The 13,785-nt window shown below is 61.7% G+C and carries 5 protein-coding genes; all 5 read right to left on the bottom strand.

Going from position 1 to position 13,785, the window contains the following annotated elements:
• Positions 1 to 18: 18 nt before the first annotated feature.
• From IBX22_RS08515 to IBX22_RS38255, 5 genes are read right to left on the bottom strand one after another with little or no spacing between them, the layout of a single operon-like run.
• Positions 19 to 2,154, bottom strand: a complete 2,136-nt coding sequence (locus IBX22_RS08515; RefSeq protein ID WP_228538255.1) for a transcriptional regulator — start codon at positions 2,152 to 2,154, stop codon at positions 19 to 21.
• A 44-nt stretch (positions 2,155 to 2,198) separates the two neighbouring features.
• Positions 2,199 to 4,016: a DUF1998 domain-containing protein gene (gene drmB / locus IBX22_RS08510; protein WP_194814759.1), complete on the bottom strand. Its 1,818-nt coding sequence runs from the start codon at positions 4,014 to 4,016 to the stop codon at positions 2,199 to 2,201.
• Positions 4,003 to 7,152, bottom strand: coding sequence for a helicase-related protein (locus tag IBX22_RS38260; RefSeq protein ID WP_194814758.1), 3,150 nt, complete (start codon positions 7,150 to 7,152; stop codon positions 4,003 to 4,005). Before IBX22_RS38260 ends, drmB begins: the two co-directional genes overlap by 14 nt.
• The gene (locus tag IBX22_RS08500; RefSeq protein WP_194814757.1) at positions 7,149 to 8,660 is read right to left on the bottom strand and encodes an NERD domain-containing protein; all 1,512 of its coding nucleotides are present in this window, start codon (positions 8,658 to 8,660) and stop codon (positions 7,149 to 7,151) included. Before IBX22_RS08500 ends, IBX22_RS38260 begins: the two co-directional genes overlap by 4 nt.
• Positions 8,657 to 13,375 (bottom strand): sacsin N-terminal ATP-binding-like domain-containing protein, encoded by a 4,719-nt coding sequence (locus IBX22_RS38255; protein WP_309234490.1) that lies wholly within the window; start codon positions 13,373 to 13,375, stop codon positions 8,657 to 8,659. The genes IBX22_RS08500 and IBX22_RS38255 overlap by 4 nt, the downstream gene beginning before the upstream one ends.
• Positions 13,376 to 13,785 lie beyond the last annotated feature (410 nt).

Raw genomic sequence — 13,785 nt, 5'->3', positions numbered from 1 at the left:
GGGGATATGGGTATGCCCTCATTCGATACCCGCCTTGCTTTCCTGCAGTTCGACGACTAGTCCGGTTAGTGTGGCACGCACCGGATGTGCCGACACATCGGTCACGCCTCTAAACACGGCTCGGCGGGCACCTGGTGTGAATTGCAGTACGCCGTCGAGCAATTCGCAATTGCTGACTGCGATGAGCTCGGCCCATTTCAGAACCGGGCGGGGGCCGGAACGTACGTCGAGCTTGGCCACCGGACTCATGTGCCATGATTCCGCGCCGGGCGAGAGTTTGATCTCACCGGTCACTTGCCACGCACCGGACGGGTCGATCACCGCTTCCAGGTCGTCGAGCTTCGGTGGCAGCAACGGCCCACTCAATTTGGCGGTAGGTTTGCCTGAAATTTTAAGGCGTTTACGGACTTTCGCCGCACCGTCGGATTTTCCGGCTTCCTTTGCAACCGCCACGATTTCCTGCACTGCTTTGTTGGTGGCTGTCGTCAGGGCGGCGATACGCCGGTGAGCTGAAGGGGAGTACAGGGTCCTCAGCTCCTCTGTTTGACTCCACTTGTTGTGCTCCGGGGGTTCTGCGCAGCGCAGAAACTCCTCTGCCACGTCCGCGAAGGGTGCCGCTTTGCCTCCCGCTAGTCCAGCGAGCAGAACCGCCTGGAAGGGATTGGTCCCGATCGGCAGGCCGGGCACCGAGCTGGTCTTCACAGTCATGCGATTGCCGCGAATCGCGGTCACCTGATTGATTCTGCCGTCGCTATCCGAAGCTTCGGTCACGAGCAGCGCTGCACGATGCTCGCCGCCTGTTCCGGTCCGTCCATCGCGATCGGGAACTTTCAACGGCACTGTAGTGAGCGCTACCTGGCCCGACTCGACGAGACGTTCCACGGTGGTGCCATCGAAAAATGCCTTGAGAGCCCGGGTACGTGCGGGCTGATGGACATGCGGATCAACATGCTCCTCCGCCAGATACTCGGTCCCATTACGCAACGTGCGGACGGACGCTTCGAGCAGCGGCGGCTGCGTGCCCCCCGATGTCATTGCGGCCCAGAAGTTTCGACCGAGCGCACTGACCAACCTTTGATGCATGCGCTCCAAGGTGTCCTCATCGTCGATGGCGTCGGGAGCCCGGCCCGGCACAATCTCGGCAAGGCTGGCGACGTCGTGTGCTCCGACGATCAAGAACGATGTCCCGGGAGCATCGTCCTCGCGGGTGAGGTGCAGCTCCGACGTATAAGTTTCGTCCGCCCACCAGGAACGTGCCACTTCCGCGTTGCCTGCGAGGGAATCCGGGCGCCCGAACCAGGCGGGGCCGGCATACCGTCTGCCGTCGACTTCCCGCCATGGCAATTCGAGCCTGCCGATGAGCCGGCGCTCGGTTCGCCCCTCGTGCGGTTCCGAGAGCGTGGAATTCATCAGGACGAGCCCGAGTCGACTCGCCGCCCACAGGGTGGCTTTCCCGAGCCCATAGGAACCGCCTGCCTTCGTGTCCGTCTTATGGCTGTCGAGTTGGCGTCGCACCACTGCGGCGAATCGGCCGTCCTCGTAGTCGTCGCCGGTCAGCCCATTCGCGTTGTAGTCGTCGACGCGTAGTAGAACAAGCCGGTGTTTTTCGTCGAGATCGCGCAGACCTGATCGGACGACTCGTCCGACTTTCTGGTCCTGTGCAGCCGCCGCTTCGTAGTGTGGGCGAAGGTCGTCCCAGCACATCGCTGCGAGGAATCGGGTCAGGGCCTCGCCGGTGAGCTCGTGCAATGTGTAACGGACCGTGACCGGTCGGTCGTTGCGCCGGTCGCGTTCATCCAGGCTGTTCTGGGTTGCTTCACGAGCCAGAATTTCCAGATCGGCTTCGAAGGCGAAGGCCGCTGCATTGCCGAATTCGCGCCCGCCGTCGACATGTCCAGGCCGGTGGTACCAGGAGACCGGCTGTTGAACCTGCTCCGAGCCGAATGGGGTTGCCGCGCGAATCGCCTGCCGGGACACGAATAGCTTCTGTGCTTTGTCGACCAGCTCTGCGCGGGGCTCCGAACGGTTGTCCAGCCAGGCTTCTACGAGTGCGCGGGTGACACCCAGATGGTGAGCCAGTTCAGATGAATTCAGCTCATGCGTTTGCATTTGCTCGGTCAGCCAAAGACCGAATTCCGCACCCCTGGAGGTCAACGGTTCCTCTTTCTGTTGGAAGTGATCTCATCCGCCGACGGCGGTCAGTCTGCGTGCAGTGATCGCCGCACCTCCGGGAGCACGTCTTGCAGGAATCCACGAACCTCTCGGCCGTCACCGAATACCAACTGACGATCCAGCAGACGATTGCTTGTCTCGCAGGAGGTCTCGCTGACGAGTGCACAGCCGTGGCAGGCCGACATATTGAGCGACGACGAACCTTGACGATCGCTCTCGATGCAGACTGGATCGTTCGAGCACACGTCGGCGTCATCCAATGCGGAGATCAACAGCGGCAGAAATCGCTCGGGTTCGCCGAGCCGAACGAGCCCACCGAGTGTTCCTTGGACGTCGCCTGCGGCGGTGTAGATGAGGATGCCAGCCGTACGGTCGGGCCGATCCGAGTTGGCGTAGATGCGCTCTTGCAACGAGGCCGAAGAATAGCCGCTGGTAAACGCGAGCCGACGGATGAGCAGGTGTGCGATGGTGTGAAGCGCGATGAAACGCGGCTCGGGGACGTCGATCCGATGAGCCCATTTCGACGCACGGCGGCGGTCGCCAAGGATCGCGGCACGGGCTTGCACGGCGGGCTCTCGTTCCCACTGGGCGAGCGCGCCTTCATCGAATCGAAGAAAGATTCCCTCACCGAACATCTCGACCGCTGGATATGTCGGGCGACGAATGCGATCGGGCCCTAGATCGGCCTTGATCAAATCTGCGTCCGGGTCGTGGCGGCGGAACCCTTTGAGTGCCCGGACTTCTCGTACCCGTCGCACCTGGCCTACGCCCGACAGGCAGCGAGTCAGAGACATCGGCCCGGCTGCCTGGTCAGGGAGTGCCCATCCGTCGACCACGAACTCTCCGTCGCTGTGATCGCGACCCTTGCCCAGCTTCTCGACGAACGCTGCCCACTCGCCGTCCTTGAGATCGAGAATCACCGGCTCGGCGGGCCCGCCGTCGCCTGCGGCAAGGGCAAGGACCACCTCTCGTTTAACGCCGACTTCCTCGGCGATCCAGCCCGCCACCATCTCGGCCTGGGGGCCGGCGTTGTCCGCCACCACCTTCTCGAAGTACACGTGGCTTCGAATCAAGTCGATCTGTGCTTCGGATTGCGGACGCTCTTCCGGAATATCCAGGGCGGAGATGCGCTCGGCCATGTAGTTGCTGGTAGCACCTCGCTGAACCGCAACCAGCTGGTGCTCGCACGGCTGCTGCACGTCAGTCGGCTCTTCCCATGGCTGGCGGCTGTCGCACCGGATTCCGTCGCGTTGCAGCGAGCTTTTCATGACAAGCTCGGACAGCGGCCGTGCCCGCTTGCACTTGTTACAGCTCACACGCAATGAAGTGAGGCCTTCGCCGTGTTTCATGGAGCGTACGAAACGGAGCTCATCGTAGGCCCGGCAGAATCGAACCTCTTCCGTCACGCCCGCGTCGTGGCCGCGGTGTGCCCATGCGAACCATGGAATGTCTTGGATATGGCTACCTTTCGAGCACCTAGCGACATACCGCATCGGAACGAGGAACCCGCCACAGGTGCACGTATTCGACCACTTGCCCTTGTGCTTGCCGGTGAACTTCGAGAGCTTTGTGCACCGTTCACAGAACCGCCACATGGGAAAGCGCCAGTAGAGGAGTCCTGGGGTGTCGTTGGCGGCGCGGCCCGCGTGGGTGGGCGGCTGGCGCAGCTGACCGGGGCCGAGTCGTGCGAGCAAACGGTCGCAATGGATCTCTGAGCCCGGCTTCTTAGGCCACCACGACGTGTCGGGCGCGATCAGTGATTCGCCGCGGACGTCGACGATGGCGCCGACGCCGAAGGGGGTGATCGTCTCGGACAATCGAAGGTCATGCTTAATTCTTTGCACCAGAAACCTCCTCGTTCGGTTCCTTGACATCAACGGCGACACTGGGTTCTACCGAGCGCATCGAGTCGCCGACTACCCACCCATCGCCCGATTGGCCGAATCGTTTCAGCAGTGCTTGATCCGCCTGTTTCTGACGTTCGTAGCGCAGGCCGGTCTTCGCTTGGCGTGCGCTCTCGGCGCGGTGATCCCATTCGCGGAGGAGGCGCCAGACTGCTTCCCTGGTCTCCTCCTCCTCGATACCGTCCGATCGGCTGACGCACTCCAGGAATAAATCGATGAGTCGCTCGATCGCGCCGGACGTGCGGTCGTCTCCGAGATCGAGCTGATCTGCTGACGTGTTCTCCGCGAGTTTCTGGAATGACTGGCGTATCAGTGCGACCAGAGCGCCCGCCAGGGAACGGTGTCGGGACGCCAAAGACCACGGGGTGACGCTGGTGGGCTCGACACTTCGGTAGAGAGCCTCGTGATAGCCGCGGAAGGTCTCGAAGTGCGATCGGTCACGGGCACGATTGGACCGAAACAGCGTCGCGACGATGCCGTGAATTTCGCCGCGGCCAACGCGACTGGTCGCCTGAATGTATTCAGCGGTTGTCTTCGGCTGCCCAACCATCAACATGAGCGCAAGGCGCGGAATGTCGATGCCGACCGACAGCATGTTCGATGACAGCACCACATCGATCGCCTCCGGGGACTCGTCGGCGTTGGTCCGAAGCTCTCGCAGATCGTTCGGCAGTTCCTCAGGACCGCGACGACTGGTCAACTCGAGTACGCGCCCGGCCCGCACCGGGCGCAGCGAGAGCCCCAGACGTTCTGCGCGGGTCTCCAGACGGCCGTTCACGTCATCAACGACCAGGGTGCCGGTTCGGCCGAGTTCCCGAAGGCTGTTGTGGTACATCACGAGAGTCCAGAACGAATCGCGCAGGTGTGATGTCTGCTCTCTGATGAGTACGGCCGGCAACTCGATCAGCGGCGTAGCTGCAGCGACCAGCGCGGACGCCTGTGGCACAGATTGCGGCATCATCCCGAGGTACAAGCGGCCGGTGCCATTTTTGACCGGACGGGAGAAGAAGGTTCGGTCCTCATCGAGTCCAGCAGGCGGATAGAGGGCCACGTCGCGCCCGTACAGTCCTCTGACCTGTTCCTGCGAAGCTCGGATAGTGGCGGTCGAGGCGATGATCTTCGGTCGCGAACCGTGCTTGGACGCCAACAGTTGGATAACCGCGTCGAACACCGCCACTGTGGTACCGAGCGGCCCGGACAGCAGATGCAACTCATCCTGGATGATCAGCGACGGTTGCTTGAAGTTCGTGTTCAGCCCGAGAATTTTTCCGGCCTTGGTATTGAACTGAAGTCGTGCGAACTTATCGACGGTCGCCAGGAGAATCGTCGGTGGTTCGTCGTATATGACCGAATCGACGACTGCCAAAGGCAATTCGCGGTTGAACTCACATTCCGTGTTTGTGCAGTGCACGACGACATCCGCACCGACCAGACGCATGCCATAGCGGGTCCGGTCCGATGTCCGCTGTTTGGGCACCAGGGGACTGAGGCACCACGGGCAGCTCTCGACCTGAAACTTGTTCGCTTCCTCCGGTCGATCGGCTCTGTGCAAACGATCGAGTGCCTCTTTCGCCTCGGTCGCGTTCACCGGTGTGACCTCGTTGCCCACCCACAGACCGATCGAAAACGGCGCCATGCCTTGCACTCTCGGATCTGACTTGCGCAGTATCTCCATCGCACAGATGAGCGCCGCGGCGCGCTGGAACTGCTGAGCGGTCAACAGGCGCAGGGTGTATCGGGTGATCACCGCGGTGCCACCGCCCGCCACTCCATATCGCAGTCGACGTCTGAATATCTCGACCGCTGCGAGACCGAGATATGCCTCGGTCTTTCCACCGCCGGTCGGAAACCAGATCAGGTCGACCAACCCCCGGTCCTCGTGTGCCTCATCGACTGTGGAAGCCAGCGAGACCAATAGGAATCCGAGCTGAAAGGGCCGCCAAGCCGGTTGGACGGCTTCCTCCCCCCGAATGCGTTTCAGCTGCTCCATTTGGTGGCCCATCGCTGTCATGGCGAGGGCGAACGCGGTCCGGAGTTCTCCTCGCTCCGGATCGCGTAGCAGATCGACGCCCGCGGCCATTCGGCTAGCGGCAGTCCGCGAGCGATCGGTTATCGTGCGGGCGACGGTTGCTTGGTGTGCGAACTCGTCGACCCGGGCTTCCTGATCGGTTACCCACCGCGAAAAGGCCCCTACAAACGCGTCGAGTAGAGGAAGGACGCGGTCGGGTTCGTCGGCGACACGGGCGAGTTCGTCGAGACGAAGGGCCCGAGCCTCCACCGAGGACGCCTCGAAGCCGGTGGTTTCGACGTTGGGAACCACGAACGCCGGCACCGGCGTCAAAAACACTTTGCTACAACGGTCTTGCCCGCATTCCCAATCCGCCGACATGCCGTGTCCGACGGCGTAGACCTTGCGGTTTCGGTAGCGGAGCCGCAGCTCCCTGGCCTCGTGGTCGATATCGAAGGTACGCGAGGTGTCGTACTCGAGGATCTGGGCGTCGCCGTGGGGACGAACTGAAAGGCCCACCTGGAACAGCATCTGGGGGATGTCGAGCTTGTCGTCGCCAGTCGAATCCGTCGTCAATCGAGCGTGCACGGTGACGAGGTATGCGCCGTCGCCGTACGGCCGCCAGCGAGACCCGATTTGAACGGGTACTGCCCCGGCCGTGAGCGATCGCTGCCTTTGTTCTGCGGTCAGTTCGAGCTCTTTGAACTCGAACGGATGTCGTTGCCATCTGGGCGGACCTTCACCCGAGAGTGCTGCGTAGGTTCCTCCGGAGAACTCGCAGACTATGGCGGGGGAGTCGGTGACGAACGAGATTGCGATCGACGATGGACGCCACTCCTTGGCCAGTGGAACGCTCGCGCCGTCTTCTTCGACGTCCCCTTCGGTTACCGCGGCCGGTAGCTCATCGTCAGAAGGCTCGGGTTCTGTCGACTCCACCGGGAACAACATTCCGACGGAGTACACGAGATGAGGTCTGTTGAACAGGATTTCGTCGGCCTCACCTTCCGGTCCGACATAGGCGGAGCGAAGATGGCACAGTGCGGACTGTTGAGCATCGGTGAGGGTCACTTCCGAGTTCCTGCCTTTCGCGTCAGCTCCTGCAGACGCCGTTTGTCTGCTTCCGAGGCGACGATGTGGAGTGCGACTCGAGCACGGGTCACCGCTACGTAGAAGGCCGCCAGCCCCAGACGATCGAACTCCGCAGGTAGATCGCACACGATCACATGCTCGGCTTCCAGGCCCTTGGCGAATCGCGGACTGGTGACGGTTATGCCATCCGCAGTGACTCGCGGAGCGGCGGTCGAAGTGACACTGATGATCCAGATCGCGGACCTGCGTGCCCCATCGGCAATCAGCCGGTGGGCGACCGCAGTCGCATCGGTGACGTCGGCGGCGCCGGACCAGTGCCATCGGATCTTGTCTCCGTGGACAATTCCGGGATCCCCGATATCGGCGCCCAGGTACTCCTGGACCACGTGCACGATCGCCTTCGTATTGCGAACATTGCGATCCAGTTCGAAGAATAACGCTTCAGCGCTCACCAGTTCGTAGACGTCATTGTCGAAGTGCCCGTCGACGTAGGCTTGGTTGTTCGGATCCAGGCACATTCGCCAGCGACCGTCGGCCCGTCCGTGCTTGATCGCGGTGTCCAGGCGGTCCATCGCCTCGGCGTTCATCAGATCCTGCGCTTCATCAACGAGCACGACATCGTATGACTTGTCACCGATTTCGTCGAACGGCTTCAGATCGATCTCGTGGTCGGCCACGAGCGGACCGAAGAAGCCCGCCAGAGCCGGAGAACGGAAGGTGATCAGGACTGAACGCCCCTCGCCGGCTTCTTGTTTGGCCGCCTCCGCCAGTACCAGCGACTTTCCGGTGCCTGCGCCGCCGAGCACCATCATGCGTGGATTTCGTGCGAGTGCGGCAAGGAACCGCGCCTGCGCCTCGGTAGCCCGATTCTGTTCCTCTAGCACCGCACCGCGTTGTGCGTCGATCACAGGCATACGTGTGAACTCACCGAACAGTCGATCGCGTATATCGCGGGTGCGTGCCTTCGGCACGCCGGATGGAGGACTCTCGCTGCCTTCGACAATGGTGTCGAGAGCTTCTGTCATCCCCGCGATGGTCATGTTGTCCTTGGCGAGCCAGTGTGTCGGCTTCCATCCGATCGCCGGCGGGGGTGCGGCGATGTCCGGAGTGACGACGACTGCTTCACGGGCGAACCAGCCGACACCTTCCTGCCGGAGAATGTCGCGCAGCGCGTACATCGCCGAGCGAGCCTGCTCCATCGGCGACTCCAATTTGTGCCAATCCCCGTGGCTGTCCACGGAATACCACACTCCATCGTGATGGCTGACTCCGCCGCCTTTGACCTCCACCACCACTACGACGCCATTCCAGAGGATGACGAAGTCCGCCTCTGCCTGTTGCTTATAGGGATGGGAACGCAAAGTTTGGGAAAAGAAGGCGACGGCATCCGAAGGGCCGTCGATCCGGTCGAGTATCTGCGCGACGCGCCGTTCCGCGCCGCTACGCGATTGTCGGCGGATATTGGTCAGATCAGGAACGAGGATCATGCGCGTTGCTCCCGCCAGAGATGTTCGTATTCACGGAATCCCAAGAGAGAGTTGATATCTCCGAAGTCATCGACCATGTCGACGATGAGGCACTCTTCTTTGCCTCCGTTCGCCTTCCCACGCAGCCCCCGGCCCGCCATCTGGATGTAGGCGTTCGGACTGAAGGTCGGGCGGGCAATGTAGAGGGCTCTGACGCCCGGGGCGTCGAACCCTTGGATAAGTAGGTCACAGTTGGTGAGGACACGGATCTCGCCCCGGCGGAACTTATCGATGACATCGCGGCGTTGCTGGCGTCCGGTTTGGCCGCTGACCGACTCCGCCGCGATCTTTCGATAGCGGAGCGTCGCGGCGAGTATCTGTGCCGACAGAACATTCGGGGTGAACACGAGCACCGGCCAGTCCGGATCCAGAGTCATGATGTGGTCGACGACGATCGACAGCCGTTTGTGGTCCTTGCCGATCTGATCCAGGACTGTCGGATCGATCAGCCTCGAACTCCGTATCTTGGCGAGCTGCGCCGCGGTAAGCGCGACGTCGACACCGTCCAGGACCTGATGTCGGACCCGTGCCAGGACTCCGAGGTCGACGAGCGCCTTGTAAGGATTCGAGTCGAACGCTCGCAGGATTTGATTGCCGAATCGGGCCGCGAGCCGCTGGGTGGCTTCGGCGGACTTGCCTTTGAACGGCGTAGCGGACAACCCGACAAGTGGACGCATCCAGCCGTGGCCGGCGACTCCGAGCCAACTCAACAGGCGGGTGTATCTTTCGGAATCGCCTGCGCGGTGACCTTCGTCGACGATGACCGCGCTGGCATCGCGCAGCCACTCGTATTCGGGCCGCGAATGGACGCTGTCGAGCATCGCATCCGTTGCGACGATAATGCTGAAGGCAGTATCCGGTTCATGGATGACATTGCTGTCCCACAGCCGGCCTACGGTCAGCGGCCGTTCGTCGCCCAGACCTCGCCAGACCATGCTCCAAGTCTGAACGGCCTGCTCGCACAGTTCCTTCGACTGCGCGATCCACAGGACGGGCCCGCTCAGTCTGCCGTCGATGAACATCTCGAGGACGGTCTGAGCCGCGACACGCGTTTTGCCTGCTCCGGTCGGTAGCTCAACCATGGCCTTGGCCGCGCGACCCTTCTCGTCGCGCTGGGTCAGGACCTCCTGCAGCTTGTCACTGATGTCGCGTTGAAAGTCGTGGAGCGGGCTGAGAATGACTGCGCCGGGAACGACGAACTCGGCATCTTCGGACTGTCCACGCTGACCGGCGTATTCGGATCCAAATCCCATTCTTCGCAACCAGGAGATGGTCTGCGTTCCACCTGCCCAAGTGCTCGGAACGTCAGGAAATCCCTTCTGCTGGAACGCCGGACCGAGCTGCTTGATCGAATCCGAACCAAAAACCGTGAGATACAGATCGCCGACAGATGTCGACGTGTCCACCAATCCCTGGGCTTGGAGCGCTTGCCACAGGCCATTTGGCAGTGCCTCGCGGAGGTCGTCGTCGCCTATATAGATTTCGAGGCGGTCCGCATCTGTGACCGCGGCTTTCGCCTCCTGGCGGAGGCGATCGAGGTTATCGTCGATGCCCTGCTGTCGGACTTCCATGAGCTCGTAGTTGGAGAGGCGAAGATCGAAGGCATCGTTGACGATGTCGAGGACGCGGGCCTCCTCGACATCGTTCTGGATGACGAGTTCCAGCCCGAGAGGGTGCCATTCGAGGGATTGGTCTTCCGTGCCCGTATCCAGGGTCACACGTTTGGTCACCCGCTCCGCTCGCGTCATCGTGGCGTTTGTCAGGAGATCCGCGACCGTCGTCGGACGCAGACCGGTGAAGACGTCGAGGACACGCTCACTCGTCTGCTTTCCCTCGATGAGCATGGAGAAGGCGAAGGTGTCTTCGAATCGACTGCACCCGACCAGGTCGACGAGCTCCTCTACCTGTTCCGCTGTCGCCCTCAGGTATGGCCGCTGTCGTTCGTCGAGAAAGGTGCACTGTTCGTCGGTGACTGCCACGAATACCGTTTTCGGCGAGCGTGCTTCGAGCGCTCGACCTACTCGCGCCGGGACTTTAGGAGCCGACGACTTGGGGTAAGCCCGGTTGCACGCGATGAGGATGAACTCGGTCAGCACGGCATCGTTGATTGTCGGTGGCAGCATCGGACTGCCGAGGGCTGTCCGCAGTAGCTGGGCAGGTACGTGCTCGAGCTCATCGGGGAGATGGAGGACATCGGCCACCGCAGTAGGGCCCGTGAACAACGGCAGCAGGGCACCGTACTTGATCAGGGATGGCGCAACGACTTCATGCGGCGCCCGAACACCGTGCTTGGAGTTCACCAACCCTGCGCGTTCGACCGCCCAGCGGACCGGCGATTTGATCGGGTAGGTCGTCCCCGAATCCGCATCGTGGCAACCCCAGTCCTCGTCCCCGAACATCAGGATGTCCTGCGTCCAGGAAATGCGTGTGCTGGGGGTGGCATTCGCATCCCGCAGGATCAGTAACATCGAGAACGGACCTGGCGAAGCATTGGCTTTCGGATAGAGCCGAACGTTGACCACCGGACGCTCGCCCGGCCCGAGGTTCGAGTTGACGGACTTGATCGCCCACTCTTGATACTCCGACGCGAGCGGTTCATCGGCGAGTTCGTAGTCTTTGACCGGCTTTTGAACGACGCCCAGCTCGAGCGCGATGTCGAGATTGCATCGGCTCGGATCCAACAGGATTCCGGTATGCTGGCTGCCCAGCTTCTCATCGATTGCCACCACGTGCCTGGGCCACGCCCAGCCGCCATCGCGAGTCGGTACTTTGACCGCGTGATGTGGATTCGCTCGCAATGTAGCGATCGCATCCGGGGTCCTGACGCCGTCGACCGCGTCCCAGAACTTGACCTGCGATTCGTCGTCGGAGTCCTTGGCCAGGGCGGCGACGCGAGCAGTCAGAATTGCGAGCGGATCGAGCTTGCGAAATCCGTTTTGCTCGAGATTCTTTCGGATTCCGGGGGATGCTAGGAATCCAGGATCCACGAAGGCCGAACCTTCGATCTCGATGTCCTCCTCCTGCTCGAGGAAGACCATGCTCTGATCGATCAGAGCACACAGACCCTTGTCGGTTGGGATGACCTTGGCCTGCTTGATGTGGGGAAGGTTCAAGTTATCGACCACGAACTTGAAGGCCGTCGCGGCGGACTCCACGTCGCCGTCAGCCCACTCGCGAAGCCAGCTGAGAAGTCCACGCTTCGGAATCTTGTCCAGGATGCGCAGGGCGTCCTGACGGTCGAATTCCGCAGCGGCTGAATCTGATCCGGCAAGGAAAAGATCTCGGAGGCGCGTCTTCCGCTGGTCTGTGGTGTAGCACCGCCAATGCGGAACGTCGTCTCCGGTGTTTGGGGCGGACGTCCACGCCTGATGGTGCTTGGCGGCGATATCGATTGTGAAGTCGAGCGGTCGAAGTTCGGACGCGGGCCGGAGGCGTCCGCTCGGGTCCGGAATCAATGCGACCTGGGCCGAAAGGCGCGGGATCTGTGTGGACAGCACCGAGTCGCCGAAGGAACGCTCCTCTTTACCGCGGGCGGGCAGGTAGTCGAAGTGTGCGGCGGGGTCGTCAAGGCTGCTCAGTCGCGGCAGGATATCGACAAACATCTGGCCAAGAGTTTTGAGGATGTCGCGATTGTAGGTATTCCGGAGCAGGGTCGTGCGATCGTCGTTCACGCTCCAAGGCGCATTAAAGAGGGCAGATGCTGTCGTTTCGTCCAACAACGGAAAATACGACCAGAACTGACCGATGCGGCGTTGGCGTTGCTGCCTGGGCACTGCAACGGTGACCTTGACTTTTTCCCGCGAAACGGCTTCGCCGACCTCGCGGCGTGCTGCGGGCGACGAAGTGTGCATTTGGTCCTCGACGATCCACTCGTCGCCGCTTCCGTCTGGTCGCTCGATCTTGAAGACACCGCCGCCCAGATTTCGGGACGAATGACTCGTTTCGAAACCTTCATCCCCAAGAATGCGGAGTTTGACTTCGCGCACGGAACTCACGAAAAGCAGAAACTCCGAGGAGAAGTCCTTGATCTCCTGCCGAAGGCGAGGAACGTGGTTCGTCCCCGGCAGCTTGACGATGGTCACTGCCCAGGCGGCGAGTTCGGCCAGAATCGGGTCGGAGGCGAAGTGGGCATTCGGGTCGATCAAGGTCGCTGTTCGTAGCACCGGCTGCCGAGTTGCATTGGGGGCGACTCGGGCGATAGCAGCCTTGGATTCGGGGGTATTGAACTCGAAGGATACCGATCGACTGAATACCTGAGGCGAATGTGACACTGCCAGAACGGATTTGAAGCCCAGCCCGAAGCGACCGATCTCATCTCCGCGTTTGCCGCTGATGTGTGCGTGTGCGATGGCGGTGAGGCCCGGTTTCGAGAACGGTCGTCCTGCGTTGGCGCAGTAGAGGGTGCCATGAGTGGCGTCGAGAACAATCTCGACGCGTCCCTGCTCAGGGCCGTCTTCGGTGATGCCCGCCATGGCATCGGCGGCGTTCTGCACCAACTCGAGCAGAGTGCGGTTCGAGTAGCCGCCGATCCGGATCGACTCCTCATGGTTCGCGTGCTCGGCGACTAGATGCGGATTCTCTCGATAGGCCGCGATCGCCCGTCGGAACAGTTCTTCCACCTCGGTGCCGAGACCGGGGTCCGTGGTCCACATGCTTCGCACATGCTCGTCAGTCACTTCTGTCCTTCGGGATCTGGTACCAAGAACGGCTCGCTACCCACATCGCTATCCAGGACGAATCGCTACGTGAACGGGTTTCGGGCCGGTGGCGGGTGCGGCCGCCCTAGACGTGGAGCTCGGCTCGCTGTGTGGACGGCGGTCTGAGATCGGAAGCGATTCAGCGGTAGTCAGAACTGCATTCGGCCCTGGATGGGCTCCACGCCCCTCGCCCCGATGGAGCGAACGTCGGCGGTGCTGCAGAATACGCAACGGCTCCCCTGACATGTTGCTCCCCAACCGGTTTCGAGGACCTTACACTGCCGTTTGGAACTACACCAATGTTACTGTGCATCAAAGTAATTGCGGCGTTCGCGACGGTTGGATGGACCATCCGAACGGGCCAATCACGTTACGCGCAAACCGCTGCC

Source organism: Nocardia sp. XZ_19_385 (genome assembly GCF_015355755.1).
In the GTDB taxonomy this organism is placed as follows: Bacteria; Actinomycetota; Actinomycetes; order Mycobacteriales; family Mycobacteriaceae; genus Nocardia.
This window is presented reverse-complemented; position numbering and strand designations above follow the sequence as displayed.

Coding starts and splice junctions, on each gene's coding strand:
- IBX22_RS08500 (WP_194814757.1), bottom strand. CDS start 8,660: ATGATCCTCGTTCCTGATCTGACCAATATCCGCCGACAATCGCGTAGC.